The organism is Amycolatopsis halotolerans (assembly GCF_042647905.1).
Taxonomy (GTDB): Bacteria; Actinomycetota; Actinomycetes; order Mycobacteriales; family Pseudonocardiaceae; genus Amycolatopsis; species Amycolatopsis halotolerans.
Window position 1 is genome coordinate 62,269 of the sequence record NZ_JBHRWI010000007.1, and the last position, 17,929, is coordinate 80,197.

The following is a 17,929-nucleotide window of genomic DNA, read 5'->3' on the forward strand; positions in this document are numbered from 1 at the left end:
GTAGGTGCCCAAGTGCTCACGACGAAGGGGAGTGGCGTGAACGAAACACGCGAAGCGCCGAACACGGGGAGCCAGCTGAAGCTGGTGCTCGTGCTCGGCGTTCTGGTGGCACTGGGGCCGCTGTCCATCGACATGTATCTGCCGGCGCTGCCGGACATCACCCGCGAACTGTCGACGACGGAGTCGACCATCCAGCTGACCCTCACCGGAACGGTGCTGGGGCTCGGGCTCGGCCAGCTGATCGCCGGCCCGCTTTCGGACGCGATGGGGCGGCGCATCCCGCTCGTCGCGGGAAGTTTGATCCACGTGGTCGCGTCGCTGCTGTGCCTGGTGGCTCCGACGGTGGAACTGCTGAGCGCGGCGCGCGTGCTGCAGGGGCTGGGCGCCTCGGCGGGCGCGGTGCTGGCGCTGGCCGTGGTGCGCGACCTCTACACCGATCGCGCCGCGGCGAAACTGCTGTCCAAGCTCATCCTGGTGATGGGCGTTTCCCCGGTGCTGGCCCCGACGCTCGGCAGCGCGCTGCTGGCGTGGACGCACTGGCGCGGGGTGTTCGTGGTGCTCGCCGCGATCGGGCTGGCGAGCGGGATCGCGGCGGCGCTCGCGCTGCCGGAGACATTGCCGCCCGCGCGGCGGCAGCCGTTCCAGCTCCGGGCGACCGTGCGGTCCTACCGGAGCCTGTTCACCGACCGCTCGTTCGTCGGGCTGGTGCTGGTGGCCGGGTTCGCGATGGCCGGGCTGTTCGCGTTCGTCAGCGGCGGGTCGTTCGTGTTCCAGCAGCAGTACGGGCTCGACCAGCAGCAGTTCGGCCTGATGTTCGGCGCGAGCGCGGTGTGGCTGATCGCCGCGACGCAGGTCAACGCCCGGCTGATGAACCGGTTTGAACCGCACCAGGTGCTGCTCGTGGCGAGCCTCGCCGCGGCGGCCTCGGCGGCGGTGCTGCTGGCGACCGCGCTGACCGGCTTCGGCGGCATGTTCGGCGTCGCGGTGCCGGTGTGGGCGGTGCTGTTCTTCGCCGGGCTGATCCTGCCGAACGCGCCCGCGGTCGCGCTCGACGCGCACGGCAACAACGCCGGGACGGCCGCGTCGCTGCTGGGCGCGGTGCAGTTCGGCGTCGGCGCGGCGGTCTCGCCAGTGGTCGGCCTGCTGGGCAACAACGCGGCCGCGATGGCCACGGTGATGTTCGGCGGACTGGTGGTGTCCGGGCTGGTGCTGTGGCTGATCGCGCGGCCGTGGCAGACCCGGCAAGCCGAGCCAGCCGAGCTGGCCGACACCCGGGTCCCGGTGGCGGTCGACTGACCCCTCGGGTCACCCGCAGTCCGTGAGGGGAACCCTGAGGGACTCTGAGTTCCTCAGGGTTCCCCTCACGGACCTTCGGGGTCACATGCTGCGGAGCACCGAGACGACCACGCCGAGCACCGCGGCCCGGTCGCCGTCGATCACGTCGTAGGCCGGGTTGCGGGGCTCGAGGTAGACGTGCCCGTCGCGGCGGCGGTAGACCTTCACCGTCGCCTCCTCGTCGATCATCGCGGCGACGATCTGCCCGGAATGCGCCTCGTGCTGCTGCTTCACCACCACGATGTCGCCGTCGCAGATCGCCGCGTCGATCATCGAATCGCCGCGCACGCGAAGCCCGAAAACGGTGCCGCGGCCGGTGAGCCCGCGCGGCAGCTGCAGGACGTCGTCCACGTGCTCCAGCGCGGAGATCGGCGTGCCCGCCGCGATGTCGCCGACCACCGGCACCGGCACGGAGTCGCCGCCGTCGCGCGAGGGGGCGTCGCCGAGGAAGGCGCGCACGTCGATCGGCCGCGACATCGTCGAGCTGCGGCGCAGGAATCCCTTGTCCTCCAGCGCGGCGAGATGCTTCGACACCGAGGACGTCGACCGCAGTCCGACCGCTTCGCCGATCTCGCGCGTGCTCGGCGAGTAGCCGTGCTGGCCCACCCAGTCCCGGATGGTGGCGAGGATGTGCTGCTGCCGTTCGGGCAGGGCCGAAGCGTCGAGGTGGTCGAAGACGTCGTCGTAGGCGGTCACGGGCCGATCGTAGAGGGCGTCCGGGCCGGTCGCGGGGGCCGGGGGCGTTGTTCCCGCGGTTGCTCCACTGTGGACTGCGGATGCGGTTGGTAGGCTTGTCCCTCCGGAGGGTGACGGAGGGGACCGGGGATGACTCAGCCGAGGGAACGGCCGAAGGTGACGGGGATCGGCATCGCGGTGGCGGTGTTGCTCGTGGTGCTGGAGATTTACGCGGTACGCGGGGGGATCTGGTCGGTCGGGGAAATCGTGAGCGGCGGAAGCCGCGTCAGCGCCTCCGATTACCTGTTCGCGTTGTCCCTGGTGCTGGCGATCGTGGTGCTCGTCGGCATAGGGATGATTTTCGCGCGACGGCAATCGGTCGGCCGGATTCTGCTGTGGGGCGCGCCGGTCCAGCTGCTGTGCTCGCTCGCCGGGGTGCTCCTTTCCCATTCCTGGTTGGACAGCGTCGCGTTCGGCGTGATGACTGTCCTGGCGGTGGTGCTGTGGCTGCCCGCGGTGTCGGCGAAGACGCCTCCGCCCGTGGGCTACGGGATGCCTTACGGGGCACCGGTTCCGGCGATGCCGCAGTATCCGCCGCAGTACGGCGCTCCGGGAATGCCGCAGCCGTACCCGCAGCGACCTCAGCAGCCGTATCCGCAGCAGCCGATGCCGGGCCAATGGCCTCCGCAGGGCCCGCCGCACCAGGGGTGGCCGGGCCAGTGATCACTGCCCGGCGAAATGCCGCTGCTGGTCGGTGACCTCGGCGAGCACCCGCTTGAACTCCGCGTACTCGCCCCGCCCGAGCCGCTGGGCGTGGCGGTCCTCGATCGCGGCCAGAACGCGGGTCGAGGCCCCGATCATGGCCGACCCGCGCTCAGTGGGGCAGACGAGTTTCGCGCGCCGGTCGGCCGGGTCGGGGCGGCGTTCGACGTAGCCGAGCGTTTCGAGTTCGTCGACCATCGTGCCGATGACCTGCTTGCGCCGTCCGGACAGCCGGGACAGCTCCGTCGCGCGCGCACCGTCCGGGCCGAGGTAGGCGAGTACCGCGCCGTGGCGCGGGCTCAGGTCGCCGAAGCCTTCGGCGGCCAGCGCGGTGAACAGTTCCCGCTGCACCGCGAACAGCAGCCGCCCGGCGAGCATCCCGAGGTCGGGTTGCGCGGGCACTCGGGAGTCGGGCACGGCGAAGATCGTAGCCCTCGGCCGGACGCGGGTCAGCACCGCCGGGGCAGCACGCAGAATTCGTTGTCCTCCGGGTCTTTCAGCACGATCCAGTGGTCGTTTTCCGGATCTTCCACGACTCTCGCACCGAGCATCACGAGGCGGGCCGCCTCGTCGCGCTGCTCGACTGTGTCCGGCGCGATGTCCAGGTGCAGCCGGTTCTTGCCGGTCTTCCCTTCGGGCACCGGCTGGAACAACAGCGACGGCCGGCCCGGCGCTTTCAGCTCGACGTAGGTGAGTCCATGGCTGTCCGGCCACCGCTCGGCCCTCGGATAGCCCAGCGCTTCCCGCCAGAATTCGGCGAGCGCGTCGGCGTCCCGGCAGTCGACGGTGACGGCGATCAGGTTGCTGCTCATGATCGATGGCTACCCGCGATCCGGCCCGGGTACTCGTCTGTCCATAGTGGACAATTAATGCGGGTGGGCGAGAAGGGCACCGAGACCGGGTCCGGCGGCCGGGCGGCCGAGCAGGGTGAGGCAGTGCCACAGCGTCACCTGTGTCGCGGTGAGCACGGGTTTTCCGGCGAGTTTCTCGAGCTCGGCGAGCAGCGGCGCGGTGTGCAGGGCCGTCTCCGGAAGCAGGACGGCCTGGGCGTCCGAAGAAGCCGCGGAATCGACCAGGTCGCGGATCTGGGCGCTGTCCCAGGTCGCCAGGTCGCGGTCCGAACCGGCGTCGGCCGACACGGCGTGCACGGTGGCGATGTCTTCCTCGGCAAGGAATGCCGCGAACGCGTCGGTGATTTCGGGCGCGTACACCGAGGCGAGCGCGATCCGCTCCAAACCGAGCCGATGCGCGGCCGCGAGGAACGCCAGCGACGTGCTGCTCGCTGGGATATCCAGCGCGTCCGTCAAGGCGTCGGTCTGCGTCTTGGCCACGGCGACGCCGTCGAGGAAACTGCAGCTCGTGCACGCCCAGCTGACCACGCGCGGCGACGTCGTGAACTTCGCCGCCGTCGCGACCAGCCGGTCCGGTTCGCTCAGCTCGCGCACGGCGTTCTGGACGTTTTCCCGCTCGACGACGCGCCGGGCCCAGGGCACGTAGGCGAATTCCACGCCTGGCCGGGCGTCCAGGCACCCGGCCAGGGCGGTGAAGTCGTCTTCGGCGCAATCGCGAGTGGGATACAGCAGACCGATCATCTCGGGCAGTGTCGCACTCGTTCGCCCGGCTGGCAGAACTTCAGGAGCCGGGGCCGGAGTAGATCTCCGCGGCGGGCGGGGCCTTGGCGGGGACGGGCTGGTCCCAGCCGCTGAACTCCATCGTGCCTTGCTTCGGGGACTCCAGCCGCAGCAAGCGGTGCGGTTCGACGGCCTCGATGAAGATCGTGGTGCTGTCGTTCTCGTACCGCAGCGCCAAGGTGCCTGCCACGTCGGCGGGCTGACCCGTCCCGAAGCCGGGCTGGTCGGTTTCGCTGGCCATGCCGCTGACGAAGACGTCGAAGTCCAGGAAGAGCTTGAGCCCCTCGCCGAATCCCTGAGCCATCGGGGAGTCCATCGACACCCACTTGTCGTCCAGCGGCGAGCGGGCCCCGGCGGGCCGCCCGGAGATCTTGGCCATCCCGCGGGTGAACTTGATCCAGACCTTGTCGCCGACGCGGACCAGCGGCACCGCCGCGCCGTCCTTCGAGATCGAGCCGCTCACGCTGTCCCTGTTGATTTGCATGTCGAACGTCGTGCCGCCGTCGCTGCCTTTGACGTGGACCGCGGTCGCCTTCTTCATCGCGGCCTTGATGGCCGCGGGGTCGAGCGGGTCGGCGGACGGCGAAGCGGGCGCGGCGGGCGAGCTCGCGGCCGCGGCGGCGGGCGGCCGGACGGCGTTTCCGCCGGAGCCGGAGCAGGCGGTGCACGCGAGCGCGGCGGCGGCCGCGACGGCGCCGTAGCGCAGGAGGAGACGGTTCGAGACCGGGCGAATCATGCGATTTCCGTTCGGGACAGGCTCGGGACACCCCCGGGCGCATCCGCTTATCGCCTGGTCCACCCGTCCGTTACGGCTTGTCCGCCGCTGTCATGGATCCGTGATCCGGATCCACAGTGGACGGCGGCCTCGCGTTCCCGAGCGGCGCGGGAACGCGAGGGGAGTCCGATCAGGAGCCGGGGCCGGAGTAGATCTCCGCGGCGGGCGGGGCCTGAGCCGGGACGGGCTGGTCCCAGCCGCTGAACTCCATCGTGCCTTCCGACGGGGACTCCAGCCGCAGCAACCGGTGCGAGCCGGCGGCCTCGAGGAAGATCGTCCGGCTGCCGTTCTTGTAGCGCAGCGCCGGGGCGCCCGCCACGTCGGCGGGCTCGGCCGCGGAGTAGCCGGGCTTGTCGGCGTCGTCGGCCATGGAACCGATGAAGACGTCGTAGTCCAGGAACAGCTTGAACGCCTCGCCGAGACCCTGGCCGAGCTGGGAGTCGAGCGAGACCCACTTGTCGTTCACCATCGCGGCGGCCTCGGCGGGCAGGCCGGCCTCCTTGGTCAGCGACTTGCTGAACCGCATCCAGACCTTGTCGCCGACGCGCCGCACCGGGACCTCGACGCCGTCCTTCTCGATCGAGCCGCTCACGCTGTCCTTGTTGAACTGCATGTCGACCTTCATCTTGCCGTCTTCGCTCTTCGAGCCCTTGACGTGGACCGCGGTCGATTTCTTCATCGCGGCCTTGACGGTTTCGCCGACGGTCGCGGCGTCGGGCGCGGCGGCGGCCGGCGCGGCCGAAGAGCTCGCGGCCGGGCTGGCGGCGGCGGGCGGCTGCGCGGCGTTTCCGCCGGAGCCGGAGCAGGCGGTGCACGCGAGCGCGGCGGCGGCCGCGACGGCGCCATAGCGCAGGAAGAGACGGTTCGAGACCGGGCGAATCATACGATTTCCGTTCGGGACAGACCCAGGACACCCCCGGGCACATCCGCTTATCGCCCGATGCGGAGGTTCGTTACGGCTTGCCCGGTTTCGTCACGTATCCGTGACTTCCGGGTCCACTGTGGACTAGTCAGCCTCAGCTGGCCGCGCGGGTCGTCGCGTAACCGGGGTGCGGCAGCCGTTGCGGGCGGCCGTTCGGGTGGTACTCGAAGTGCCACCATTCGTTGTCGTACACGCGATACAGGCCGAACCGTCCACCGTGGACTTCGAGCCACTGCGCGCCTTCGTAAGGCCGCACGTCGAGCGCGACGCCTTGCACGTGCTGCGATTGCGCGGGCGGGAGCGTGAGGTGCAGGGCGAGTTCGTGCGAACCGGCGCGCTGCACTTCGGCGTGGAACAGATCCGCTTGCGTGGCGGCGTCGCGGTGGCCGGACGTCAGGCCGAGCAGGATTCCGTGCCGCCACAAGGCTTCGGTGCGCGCCGCGGTGAACGCGGCGTACGTGTCAGGCGTGAGCCCGGCGAGGTTTTCGGCCGGGTAGCGGGCCCCCAGCGCCCACTGGCACGCGACGTGCCGAGCCCGGCCCCGCGCGACCACCCACGCGACGGGCACGAAAAGCACCGCGAGCACGTGGGTGATCACTCGGTAGATTCCGGTCACTGCAAGGCCTTCACGACCGCGGCAGCGGCCTGCGCGATCAGTTTGTCGTCGGTCTTGGCGTCTTTCCGCGGGCGGTCGGACAGCACGGCGAGCACGATCGGGGCCCGGTTCGGCGGCCATACCACGGCGATGTCGTTGCGCGTGGCGTAGTCGGCGGACCCGGTCTTGTCCGCGACCTGCCAGTCCGCGGGCACGCCGGCGCGGATCACGTTCGCGCCGGTGGTGTTGGCGCGCATGATCTTGGTGAGCACGGCCTGCTTGTCCGCCGGGAGTCCCGAGTCGAGCGCGACGGCGCGCAGGTCCTTGGCCCAGACTCGCGGGGTGGTCGTGTCCCGGACGTCACCAGGGCTCGTCTCGTTGAGAGCGGGCTCGATGCGGTCCACGTGGGTGACCGTATCCCCCAGCCTGCGGACCTCCGCGGCCAGCCCGGCGGGACCGCCGATTTCGCGGAACATGAGGTTATCCGCCGTGTTGTCGCTGTAACGCAGCGCAGCGTCGAGGACGCTCAGTAACGACATTTGCTCCCCGATGTGCTTCTCCGTAATCGGGGAGTTGGGCACGAGATCGCTTTGCCGAATCGTGACCGTCCGGTTCAGGTCGTCCCCGCGGTGCAGGATGGCTGCCGCGTTGAACACCTTGTGCGTTGATGCGTAGGCAAAGCGCTCGTCGGCGTGATAGGCGACCTCGCGGCCGTCGCCGGTGTCGACCGCGTAGACGCCGAGCCGGGCGTCGAAAGCCTTTTCCAGCGCGGCGAAATCCGGCTGGACGACGGTCTTGGCCGCGACCGGCGCGGCGGACTGTGCCGCGCTCGCCGGGGATTCCGGTGTTGCTGGTGTGGCACATGAGGCTAGCGCGACCAATGCGAACGCGGCCAGGGTCAGCCTGCGGAACACGGGGTTCTCCCTCCGAAGTCGATCAACTCCTCAAGAGCGTGCCCCCGGCCGGTTCATGCGGGCCAAGACACTTTTGTGCGAGATGATGCGAATCTGGCATAAGCTCTGGTCGTGGACTTGGTCGGCAGCTGCAAAGCGTTCGTGAGCGTGACCGAAGCGGGGAGCTTCACCGGCGGCGCGGCGGTCGCGCAGATCCCGCAGCCGGTGGCGAGCCGCCGGATCGCCGCGCTCGAGCGGCACCTGGGGGAGCGGCTGTTCGACCGGTCGACGCGGCGCGCGCGGCTCACGCCGTTCGGGCGGGATCTGCTGCCGTCCGCGCAACGTCTGGTCCGGCTTGCCGAGGCGATGGAACACGACGCTCAGCGCGCGCGTCGGCGGCCGTTGCGGCTGGCGGTCCCGGATACATCGACCACGCGTGATCTGGCCGAACTCGAGGCGCAGGCGCGGACGGTCGAGGTGTTCCTGGAGTTTCGCGTCGCCGGGCCGGCTGAGCGGGCGGAGCTGGTGCGGACGCAGGAAGTGCGGGCCGCGCTCGTCGCGGTGCCGCCGGAGGACGGGGTGTGGACGGTGCCGCTCGGGCTGGCCGGCGAGGCCGAGCCGGACGAAGCCGTGGTGCACCTGGAAACCCTGCGCGCGGGCCGGGCGGCCGGTGCGCGCCGCCGGGTGTGGGTGCAGCCGGAGGACGACGTGCCGCACGTCCGCGACCGGGTGTTCCGCGCACGGGACGCGGCCGGGCTGCTGCCCGCGCAGGTCGAGGTCGCGGCGACGCTGACGACGGCCGCGGCGAGCGTGATCGGGTCCGCGGATCTGCTGCTGTGCTCGGCTGACCAGGCGCGGGAACTGGGGCTGGCGTGGCGTCCGGTGGGCGGCGTCCGGCTCGCGCGCGGGTACGACGTGGCGGCCGGGCTCGGCGACGACGTCGACCGGGTGCGGGCGCCGTTGCGCGCCGCGATCGCCCGGTGTCTCGGCGCGAGCGTTGCGGCAGACTGACGCCGTGAACACTGAGGCGCTGCTGGCGCGGCTGCGGGACGAACTCGACGAAGGCGGGCTGCGCGGCTCGTTCCTCGTCCGGGACCTCGGGTCCGGCCGCGAGGTCGGGATCGAGCCCGACCTGGAGTTCGCGACCGCGTCGCTGGTCAAGGTCCCGCTCGTGGCGGTGACGCAGGACCGGATCCGGCGCGGCGAACTGGACGGCGCGCACCAGGTGGAGATCGAACCCGACCGCATCGACACGGCGGGGCCGACCGGGCTGTCGCGCTTCCGCCATCCGGCGCGGGTGGCGGTGGCCGACCTGATGTACCTGGCTTCCTCGATCAGCGACAGCGCCGCTGCTGACGAACTGTTCGCGCTCACCTCGCCCGCGGAGGTCACGCGGACGGTGCGCGACTGGGGCATCACCGGCATCTCGGTGCGGCATTCGGTGCGTGAGCTGAGCGATACGCCGGTGGAACGATTCGCCGCGGCCGACGTGCATCTCGCGCACTCGCTCGCCATCGGCGCGGTGACCGAGGGGCAGGGCCATCCGGTGCGGCAGCTGGATGTTTCGCGGGCGAGCTCCGGTTCGGCCCGTGCGTTCGCCGACCTGCTGACCGCGTTGTGGACGCCGTCGAAGATCGATCCGGACGTGTCGGCACGGGTGCGGGAGTTGATGGGCGACAACCTGCTGCGGCAACGGCTTGCGCCGGATTTCGCGTCGGATTCCGCGAAGTGGTCGTCGAAAACGGGGACTCTGGTGAACTTGCGGCACGAGATCGGGGTGGTGGAGCACTCGGACGGCCAGTCGTTCGCGGTCGCGGCGCTGACCGAATCCCGGGTGCCCGCGGCGATCCAGCCGGAGGCGGAGATCTTGATGGCGCGGGTCGCGCGGGCGTTGCGGGACCATCTGCGGGCTCGCGGCTGAGCGGGTGCCGGGGTCCGGCCGGATCCGCCCTCGCGGCGAATCCGGCCGGTTCTTCCGTCAGACCAGGCCCAGCAGCGTGAGGATGAGAACGATTCCGTGCGTCTGCATTTCCGCGCACCTCCCTCCCGGATCCAGGCACGGAAAATCCCCGCCGCGAAAGAGCGTCAATTCGCGGTTTTCCGGTTTTCCGTGATTCTCGGCGAACCGCCCGGAGCGAGCGGCGTGCACCCAGAATGCGATCCGGGAACGAGGGCGGACAAGGGGTTTCCTGTTTCCTCGAAAGGAGGAAACACCTGCCGCATAGATGTCCGTGAGGGGAACTCCGGGGGACTCTGATTCCCTCAGGGTTCCCCTCACGGACTTGAGCCGGGGAGTCAGCGCAGGGTCGGATTCCCCCAGGCCAGCGCTGCCGGGCGGGTCGCGGCGGCGGCCGGGCCCGCCGGGGAGACGCCCGCGGCGGGGCGGCGGATCTCCAGTCGCAGCCGTCGGATGCCGGTGACGTCGAGTTCGGTGTGCCGCGGGCTGCCGAACGCGGAATGGTCGAGGTGGCGGATTTCCCCGTCGAGCCGGACGCAGAACAGGCCGGTCTGGAAAGCCGCGTCCTCGGCGTCGTCGAGCACGCCGGCGACCGCGGTGAAATGCGCGTAGGAACCGCCGAGATCGATTTCGGCGAACGCCCACGCGCCGGAAGTCGGCCCGGCGGTGCGGAAAACGACACTGTGCTCGTAGCTGATCCCGTCGATCCGCGCTGTGCCCGCGGTGATGTCCGCGCTCTTCTCGCGCCACGGCAGCTCGGTCGCCAGAACCGGTCCGGCCGCGGAATCCGTTGCGCCGCGCCAAATCCCGCGCACCGGGCGTTCGTTCTGGCTGCGTCCGGTGATCGCGGACAGCAGTCCGGCGACGCAGTCGTCAGTGAATTCCGAAATCCGGAAATGCGTCGTGGAATACGGGGTGAGAAAGGACGGAATGTCCTCGACCGAAGCGCCCGGCAGCACCACCGGCAGGATGCGGCTGGTCTCGCGCTCCAGGTCGCGGGTGAGCGCGTCGCGCATGATCCGCGCCTCGAACTGGGAGCCGCGGCCCTCGTCGAAGGGCGCTTCCCCGTCCGCCCGCCGTTTGTAGTTCGGCGAGGCGACCACCAGCACGAAATCGGCGGCGAGGATGTTGCGGATCGCCCAGGCCGACCAGTCGAGCCGGGAGGCGTCGTCCCATTGGTCCAGCCGGACGTCGAGCCCGATCCGGGCGCGGAGGAAAGTGGCGAAGGTCCCGACCTGCCGGTAGTGCTCGGCGGCGGTGTCGTGGGCGTAGCTGATGAAGATCCGGGGTGCGGCGGGGGCGGACATCGGGCTCCTCGAATTCCGGCGGCAGCGGCCGGTCCAGTTTCGGGGCGCGCGCCGGACCCGGCGGGCGGGCGCGGGTTTTCGGCCACAAAGTGTCCAGAATCTGTCCCTTGTCGCGGCGCGCGCCAAAGGTATCGTCGGGGGCCGAGGTCGGATCGCCCGGACGCGGAAATCGACGGGGAGCGCTGCCCAGGTGTACCACTACGACGTTTTCATCAGTTACGAACGGCGAGCCGAAGCCATCTCCAAGTGGGTGCGCAACCATTTTCACCCGCGGTTGTGCGAACTGCTCGACGGAAACCTCGACCGGGACGTCCGGGTGTTCTTCGACGGGTCCGTGCGGGTCGGCGGGAAGTGGCCGGACGAGCTGCGTTCTGCCTTGCGGCACACCAGGGTTCTCGTCCCGGTGTGTTCCCCGAAGTACTTCTACAACGAGTGGCGCCTCGCCGAGTGGGCCTCGATGGCACGCCGCGAAGAACTGGCCGGAAGCGACCGTCCGGCCACCCTGATCTATCCGGTCATCTACTGCGATTCGAAAAACTTCCCGCCGTACGCGCATGAACGCCGGATGAGGAACCTGACCGAGTGGAATCACCCGTACGAGCAATTCCAGGTATCGGCCAAGTACATCGATTTCCACGACGAGATGAACGGAATCGCGACGGAGATCGAGGAACTGCTCAGCGCGGCTCCGGCGTGGCAGCCGGACTGGCCGGTGCTGACTTCTCGGCCGGACACCCCGCCCGCCTCCCGGTTTCCGAGGCTCTGAGCGATGGCGGGCGTCGTGATCACCTTCTATTCCTACAAGGGCGGCGTCGGCCGCAGCTTCACGCTGGCCAACATCGCGGTCCTGCTGGCCCGGTGGGGACATCGCGTCCTGTGCGTCGATTGGGATCTCGAAGCACCGGGGCTGCGCGAGTACTTCCGGCCGAAGCTGGACGGCGATCCGGAAGGCGGCGTGGTCGATCTCGTCGCGGACTTCCGGGCCGGCACGGTCCGGCCGAACCGGCACATCATCCCGGTCCGCCTGGACAACGTCCCCGGCGCGCTGGATTTCCTCCCCGCTGGCGGTGACGGCCCCGCATATCCGGGACAGGTGCAGGGAATCGACTGGGAAGGCCTGTACGACGAGGATTTCGGCGAGTACCTCGAACGCTGCCGCGAGGCGTGGACGTCGGACTACGACTACGTCCTGCTCGACAGCCGCACCGGAATCTCCGACGTCGGCAGCATCTGCACCGCGCACCTTCCGGACCGGCTGGTCGTCCTCTACACCGCGAACATGCAGAGCGTCCGCGGCGCGGTCGACGTCGCGCACCGAGCGAACGTCGCGCGGAACGCCCTGCCGTACGACCGTCCGCAACTCCCCGTGCTGCCCGTGCTCTCGCGGTTCGACACGCGCGAGGAGTACGACCGGTCGGAAAGCTGGCGGGAGATCTGCCTCAAGGAAACGCGGAGCCTGTTCGACAGCTGGCTGGACCAGGACGTTCCGCCCGAGGTGATCGCGCGCCACCTCACCTTGCCCTACGTCTCGTATTGGACCTTCGGCGAGCAATTGCCGGTGCTGCTGGAGAAAAGCCCGGGCGCGGACCAGATCGGGTTCGCGCTCGAGACCGTCGCCGCGGTGATCGCGCATTCCTGCGACCGGACCGAACTGCTGGCCGAAAACCGCGACGCCTACGTGGCGGCGGTGCGCACCCGCACGCAGAACTTCGCCTACGACATCCAGGTCAGCATGCCGCGGTCGAACCTCGAGGTCTCCCGGGACCTGGTGGCGGAGCTGGAGAATCTCGGCATCCGGGTGGGACGGTCGCTGTCGGGCGACCGGTCGTGGCTCGGCCGCGCGGAAACCGACGCCCGGCACCTGTGCCTGGTGATCGACGGCAAGGCGAGCCGGTGGCAGCTCGCGGAGGTCGAGTTGTTCCTGCACCGCACGCTCGGCCAGGACCGCAGGCTGATCCCGGTGCTCACCGAGGGGACCGACTCGCGCGAGCTGTCCGGTTACCTCGGCAACCTCCGGCACCTGCGCCTGGGCCCGGCGTCCGGTCCGGCGAAGGTCGCGCGCAGCCTCGCCGACGAAATCGGCGCCGGACGGGCCCTGGTCGACACCGGCCAGGCCGACCTGGTTTCCCTGCTGCGGCAAGCAGAACACGCCCGGCTGCGGCCGGAACTGTGGGACCTCGTTGGCGAGTTCGCCAGCGAACTGCCGGCCGCGGTCGGAGCCGGGGACAACGTGCGCGCGCAGGAACTCGGCGCGGACCTGGCCGTGTTGCTGCGCCCGCGCCGCGACGACACCGTTGCGGTACCGCCGCCACGAGAGGTCCGGAAAGCGCTGGCCTGGGCCCGGCAAGTGCTCGACGTGCGGGTCACCGGCAGCTAGCCCCCAGAACGCCCCGCCCGCGACCGCGGCCGGGATGCCCCGAGGAAGGACGGCGGATGCACGAAAGACTGAGCCACAAGCAGTCCGCGGCGATGATCGCGCTGATGGTGCACGGCCGGGAGATGTCGAACCCGCAGCTGCGCGAGCAGGCGGGCTTCGCGCTCGACGGGAGGGACCGGCTGAAGCTCAACGAGAAGTACGTCAGCAGCAGGAAATCCGGCCGCGCGTTCGTGCACCAGCTCACCGACGACGGCTGGGACTGGTGCGCGGGCGAACTGGCCGCGCTGGAGCCGCCGAAGCCGGTGCGGAGCACGTTGACCGTGGTGGCTTACCTGGCGCTGAACAAGTTCTTCGAGTACATGCGCTTGCACAACGTTTCGCTCAAGGAGGTGTTCACCGGCAGCGAAGCGCCGCAAGCGGCTGACCTGGAAGAAATGATCCGGCTGGCGTACCGGAAACTCGCCCGCTCTCCCCGGGACTGGGTCGGCCTGGCGGATCTGCGGCCGTTGCTGGGCGGTGCGGCTGTCGCCGAGGTCGACGCGGTGCTCAAACAGCTGAGCCGCACCGGGCAGGCGCATCTGGTGCCCGAGTCCAACCGCAAGGCCCTGACCGCCGAGGACAAGGAGGCGGCCGTGCGCATCGGCGGTGAGGACAATCATCTGCTTTCCATCGAGGCGTCATGATCGAACACCTGGCGGTATTGGCCACTCTGCGATTCGACTGGGCGGACACGCCTGACCACGTGTGGCGGGATTCGCCGTACCACGTCGACGGTCTGCACCCCGACGTGATGGCGGCGATCGACGTCGGCATCCGCGACGCCGCGGCGAGCGACGGGCCGAGCCCGATCGGATTGGTCATGCAGGGCATGAAGGGGGTCGGCAAAACCCATCTGCTCGGCATGGTCCGGCGAGCGGCGCACCGGGCAGGCGGCTACTTCTTCCTCGACGATCTCACCGCGGGCGACGCGTTCTGGGAGGACACCGCCGACGCCCTGCGGCGAGGCCTGCTGCGCTCGGACGACTCGGCGGAACCGCAGGTGCGCAGCTTCGTCCGCCGGGTGTGCGAGCGCGGCGACGTGCCGTGGGAAAGCACTTCGGCGCTGGTCAGCGGACGCGGACTGAGCCGGTCGCACGTCGACGCGTTCCTGATGGGACTGCGGAAACTGGACCGGCAGGTCGCGGTCGAGTGCGCGGACACCGCCCGCGCACTGGTGCTGTACGCCGCCGAAGACCTGACGCAGAACGAGGTCGGCGACGATTACCTCGGCCGCTTCGAGGAATCGAAATCCGGGGCCCGGCGCAAGTGGGGGATCAGGGCGAAGCCGAAGTCCGCCTCGGACCAGGTGCACGACATCACCCGGCTGCTCGCGCTCACCGGGCCGGTCGTGATCGGAGTCGACCAGCTCGACACGCTGCTGGCCGTTTCCGATCTGCAGGCGAAGGAAGTCGGCCACCGCGAGGACAACAACCTGCTCGTCGCCCAGATCGCCGACGGGCTGATGGAACTGCGCGAGATCACCCGGCGGACGCTCACCGTGCTTGCCTGCCTGCCCGCTACCTGGCAGCAGATCAAGGGGAAGGCCGCGGACACGGTGCCTGACCGGTTCCGGGAAACGCTCACGCTCGGCAGGGTGCTGGACGCCGAAGTCGGCAGGCAGCTGGTGGAGCGGCGGCTGGGATTCGCCTATGCGGCCATGGATTTCACCCCGCCGCACCAAACCTGGCCCGTCGCGGCCTCGGCCTTCGACGGGCCGTGGGAGGAGAACACGCCGCGGGAGATCCTCAAGCGGATCGGTGCGCACATCGACGCCTGCGTGCGAGCGGAACGGGTGCAGGAGCTGACCACGTTCAATCCGGACACGCCCTCGGCGCTGCCCGCGCGCCCGGAACCGAAGCCCGATCGCTTCGCCGAACTGGACGACTGGTTCGACCAGCTCCGCGCGGACGCGGACCCGTCGGCGCTGCTCGACCACAAGGTCGAGGACGAGGTGATGCCCCGGCTGCTGTCGGCGGCCTTGCGCGGCTGGATCACCGAGGTCGGCGACGACGAAATGGAATGGGACACCCGCGTCAGCGAGGACGAGCTGCACGCCTGGCTCACCCACACCCTCGACGAAGCCAAAGATCTCGAAGAACACTGGGCGTTCCGCGCGATCTCGGCGAAGAACCCGATCGCCGTGCTCAGCCGCTTCCGGAAGGCCCGTTCGGCGGCGGGATTGCGCGCCGGTGCGGGGAATCGGCATCTGGTGCTGATCCGGAACTCCTCGTGGTCCAAAGGAGAGAAAACCCAAGCCGAGCTCCGGGCGTTCGAAGCCGCCGGGGGGAAGCGGCTCAAGATGTCCGAAGCGGACGTCCGTACGTTCTGGGCGCTGGACGAGATGTTCGTCAAGGGCGGCCCGGACGTCCACGAGTGGCTCATCGACCGCAGGCCCGCCCGGCGTTCCCAGCTGCTGTCCGGCGTTCTGCCCGACGCCGCACCTCGTCCCGACGGCGCGGCGCAAGCGACCCGACCGCCGGAGGCCCCGCGGCCAGCGAACTCGCCGCCCGCGCCCCAACCGTCCCTCTTCCCCCAACCGACCCCCTCACCAGCGCAAACCCCGCGCTCCCACCGCACCGGAAACACCCAAGCCCCCCGTTCCGACGGAACCCACCCGCCCCCGGACGGCACCCTCGCCCTCGGCACCGAAACCGGCTCCGGCAAGCCCATTCGCATCGAGCTCTCCGCCCTCCGCAAGCACGCCGCCGTCTTCGCCGGTTCCGGATCAGGGAAAACCGTGCTCCTGCGCCGGATCATCGAGGAATGCGCCCTGCTCGGCGTGTCGTCCATCGTGCTGGACCCCAACAACGACCTAGCCCGCCTCGGCGACGCGTGGCCGAGCCCGCCGAGCGGCTGGGGACCCGACGACGCCCAGCTGGCCGAGCGATACCTCGAAGGCACCGACGTCGTCGTCTGGACACCGGGCCGCGCCACCGGGCGTCCGCTGGGGTTCGAGCCGCTGCCGGATTTCGCGGGCGTGCTCGACGACGAGGACGAGTTCTCCGCGGCGGTCGAGGTCGCAGTAGCCGCTCTCGCGCCGCAGGCCCGCCTCACCGGCAGCACCGCGAAGGCGGACATCGGCTTGGCCGTGCTGCGGCAGACGATCGTGCACCACGCCCGCACCGGGTCGCGAAGCCTGCCGGAGCTGATCGACGTCCTCGGCGATCTTCCCGAAGGCGTCACGAATCTCAACGGCGGCCGAAAAATCGCCGCTGAAGTCGCGGAGCTGCTCAAGGCCGCGATGGTGAACGATCCGCTGTTCGCCGGGACCGGAACACCGGTGGATCCGGCGTTGCTGCTCACCCCGGCGGACGGCAAGCGCGCCCGGATCTCGGTGATCAGTTTCGCCGGGCTGCCGTCCGAAGCGCAGCGGCAGAGTTTCGTGAACCAGCTGCAGATGGAGCTGTTCGCGTGGATCAAGCGGAATCCGGCGGGGGACCGGCCGCTCGGCGCGCTGTTCGTGATGGACGAGGCGCAGACGCTCGCGGCGTCGGGTTCGCTCACCGCGAGCACGCGCAGCACGATCGTGCTGGCCGCGCAGGCCCGGAAGTACGGGCTGGGGCTGCTGTTCGCGACGCAGGCGCCGAAGGGCCTGCACAACCAGATCGCCGGCAACGCGACGACGCAGTTCTTCGGGCGGCTCAACAGCCCGGCGCAGATCGCCGCGGCGAACGAGATGGCGCGGGCGAAGGGGAGCCCGGTGGCGGACATCTCGCGGCTGGAGCGGGCCCAGTTCTACGTGTCCGGCGAGGCGTTCGGCTTCCGGCGGGTGTCGACGCCGCTGTGCCTGAGCCACCACCCGGCGAGCCCGCTGCGCCTCGAGGAGGTGCTCGCGCGGGCAAGGACGGGGGAGGGAAAAGGGGAGGGATGAGGAAAGCGGCCCGGACCCGGGGATCCGTCCGGGTCCGGGCCGCCGCTGGTCACACGCCCGCGACCGACTGGATCCAGTCGCGGTACTGGGTGACGTTGATGTAGGCGGTGTAGGACTGGCGGTCGCTGGTGGAGGCGACGCCGACCTGCTTGCCGTTCGCGTACATCGGGCCGCCGGAGTCGCCGCCCGCGGTGATGCCGTCGCCGCGGTTCGCGCACACCGACACGCCGGCCGCGCCGTCCGGGCAGTTGACCGAGGTGACCGAGACGTTCGCCACCTTCAGCACCTGCGACTGGCAGTTGATCTCGGGCTGGTCGGTGCAGGTCGCGCCCCAGCCGTAGACCTGGGCGGTGTCGCCGACGTTGACGTCGCTCGCGATGCCGAGCGGCGCGTACTCGGTCTGCACCTTCTGGTCGATCTGGACCAGCGAGATGTCGGCGTCGGGGGAGTCGTGCACCGACGTCGCGGAGACCTCGGTGCCCTGGGTCTGGTCGAGGCTGCCGATGTGGAAGGTGATCTGCTTGCCGCCCGCGCCCTGGGTGCAGTGGCGGGCGGTGAGGATCCAGTCGGGCGCGACGATCGTGGCGGAACAGAGTTCCTGGCCGCCGGCGAACATGCGGGCGGCGGAGTGCAGGGAGTCGGCGGTGCTGCCGTCGATGATGGCGGGCTGGGCGGGAGCGGCCACGGCCGGGGAGGCCGCGGCGACGGCGGCGAAAGCCAGGCCGGACAGGACTGCGGCGGTACGCGCGATTCGCACGGGTGATCATCTCCGGTGGGTACGGGGAGTGAG

Annotated in this window: 18 protein-coding genes; 8 read left to right on the top strand and 10 right to left on the bottom strand. The window is 70.2% G+C overall.

All coding sequences use genetic code 11. From position 1 onward, the window contains the following. Window positions 1–36 precede the first annotated feature (36 nt). Entirely contained in the window at window positions 37–1,296 is a 1,260-nt protein-coding gene (locus ACFORO_RS06660) for a Bcr/CflA family multidrug efflux MFS transporter (RefSeq protein ID WP_377870473.1), read from the top strand. Window positions 1,297–1,377: 81 nt separating this feature from the next. On the opposite strand, the gene lexA is transcribed toward ACFORO_RS06660, so the two are convergent. After that, the gene (gene lexA / locus ACFORO_RS06665) at window positions 1,378–2,031 is read right to left on the bottom strand and encodes a transcriptional repressor LexA (RefSeq protein WP_377870474.1); all 654 of its coding nucleotides are present in this window, start codon (window positions 2,029–2,031) and stop codon (window positions 1,378–1,380) included. A 129-nt stretch (window positions 2,032–2,160) separates the two neighbouring features. On the opposite strand from lexA, the gene ACFORO_RS06670 reads away from it, so the two are divergent. Next, a complete protein-coding gene (locus ACFORO_RS06670; protein ID WP_377870475.1) occupies window positions 2,161–2,733 on the top strand; it encodes a hypothetical protein in 573 nt (190 codons plus the stop codon). On the opposite strand, the gene ACFORO_RS06675 is transcribed toward ACFORO_RS06670, so the two are convergent. The 7 genes from ACFORO_RS06675 to bla all read right to left on the bottom strand — a co-directional run bounded on the left by ACFORO_RS06675 (window position 2,734) and on the right by bla (window position 7,609). Beyond that, window positions 2,734–3,189 (bottom strand): MarR family winged helix-turn-helix transcriptional regulator, encoded by a 456-nt coding sequence (locus ACFORO_RS06675; RefSeq protein WP_377870476.1) that lies wholly within the window; start codon window positions 3,187–3,189, stop codon window positions 2,734–2,736. Window positions 3,190–3,221: 32 nt separating this feature from the next. Then, window positions 3,222–3,584, bottom strand: coding sequence for a VOC family protein (locus tag ACFORO_RS06680; protein WP_377870477.1), 363 nt, complete (start codon window positions 3,582–3,584; stop codon window positions 3,222–3,224). Window positions 3,585–3,638: 54 nt separating this feature from the next. Beyond that, entirely contained in the window at window positions 3,639–4,364 is a 726-nt protein-coding gene (locus ACFORO_RS06685; protein WP_377870478.1) for a maleate cis-trans isomerase family protein, read from the bottom strand. 40 nt (window positions 4,365–4,404) lie between these two features. Beyond that, entirely contained in the window at window positions 4,405–5,139 is a 735-nt protein-coding gene (locus ACFORO_RS06690; RefSeq protein ID WP_377870479.1) for a hypothetical protein, read from the bottom strand. A gap of 169 nt (window positions 5,140–5,308) precedes the next feature. Next, window positions 5,309–6,061: a hypothetical protein gene (locus ACFORO_RS06695; protein WP_377870480.1), complete on the bottom strand. Its 753-nt coding sequence runs from the start codon at window positions 6,059–6,061 to the stop codon at window positions 5,309–5,311. Between the two features lie 133 nt (window positions 6,062–6,194). Further along, window positions 6,195–6,716, bottom strand: coding sequence for a D-alanyl-D-alanine carboxypeptidase family protein (locus tag ACFORO_RS06700; RefSeq protein WP_354743390.1), 522 nt, complete (start codon window positions 6,714–6,716; stop codon window positions 6,195–6,197). After that, window positions 6,713–7,609, bottom strand: coding sequence for a class A beta-lactamase (gene bla, locus ACFORO_RS06705; RefSeq protein WP_377870481.1), 897 nt, complete (start codon window positions 7,607–7,609; stop codon window positions 6,713–6,715). Before bla ends, ACFORO_RS06700 begins: the two co-directional genes overlap by 4 nt. A gap of 105 nt (window positions 7,610–7,714) precedes the next feature. On the opposite strand from bla, the gene ACFORO_RS06710 reads away from it, so the two are divergent. Further along, window positions 7,715–8,599, top strand: a complete 885-nt coding sequence (locus ACFORO_RS06710) for a LysR family transcriptional regulator (RefSeq protein WP_446681601.1) — start codon at window positions 7,715–7,717, stop codon at window positions 8,597–8,599. 4 nt (window positions 8,600–8,603) lie between these two features. After that, window positions 8,604–9,509, top strand: coding sequence for a serine hydrolase (locus ACFORO_RS06715; protein WP_377870483.1), 906 nt, complete (start codon window positions 8,604–8,606; stop codon window positions 9,507–9,509). A gap of 374 nt (window positions 9,510–9,883) precedes the next feature. Here the strand turns inward: ACFORO_RS06715 and ACFORO_RS06720 are convergent, their stop codons facing one another. Further along, window positions 9,884–10,852, bottom strand: coding sequence for an SEFIR domain-containing protein (locus ACFORO_RS06720; protein WP_377870484.1), 969 nt, complete (start codon window positions 10,850–10,852; stop codon window positions 9,884–9,886). Window positions 10,853–11,042: 190 nt separating this feature from the next. Here ACFORO_RS06720 and ACFORO_RS06725 point away from each other — a divergent pair, with 190 nt between their 5' ends. Genes ACFORO_RS06725 through ACFORO_RS06740 form a run of 4 tightly spaced genes read left to right on the top strand, consistent with a single transcriptional unit; the run spans window position 11,043 to window position 17,139 of the window. Further along, window positions 11,043–11,618 (top strand): TIR domain-containing protein, encoded by a 576-nt coding sequence (locus tag ACFORO_RS06725; RefSeq protein WP_377870485.1) that lies wholly within the window; start codon window positions 11,043–11,045, stop codon window positions 11,616–11,618. A gap of 3 nt (window positions 11,619–11,621) precedes the next feature. Next, window positions 11,622–13,229: a KGGVGR-motif variant AAA ATPase gene (locus tag ACFORO_RS06730; protein WP_377870486.1), complete on the top strand. Its 1,608-nt coding sequence runs from the start codon at window positions 11,622–11,624 to the stop codon at window positions 13,227–13,229. Between the two features lie 56 nt (window positions 13,230–13,285). Then, complete coding sequence (locus tag ACFORO_RS06735) at window positions 13,286–13,912, top strand: hypothetical protein (RefSeq protein ID WP_377870487.1); 627 nt, start codon at window positions 13,286–13,288, stop codon at window positions 13,910–13,912. Continuing rightward, window positions 13,909–17,139, top strand: a complete 3,231-nt coding sequence (locus ACFORO_RS06740) for an ATP-binding protein (protein ID WP_377870488.1) — start codon at window positions 13,909–13,911, stop codon at window positions 17,137–17,139. The genes ACFORO_RS06735 and ACFORO_RS06740 overlap by 4 nt, the downstream gene beginning before the upstream one ends. 49 nt (window positions 17,140–17,188) lie before the next feature. Here ACFORO_RS06740 and ACFORO_RS06745 read toward each other — a convergent pair whose 3' ends face one another. After that, on the bottom strand, window positions 17,189–17,896 hold the full coding sequence (locus tag ACFORO_RS06745) for a S1 family peptidase (protein ID WP_377870489.1): 708 nt from the start codon (window positions 17,894–17,896) through the stop codon (window positions 17,189–17,191). Window positions 17,897–17,929 lie beyond the last annotated feature (33 nt).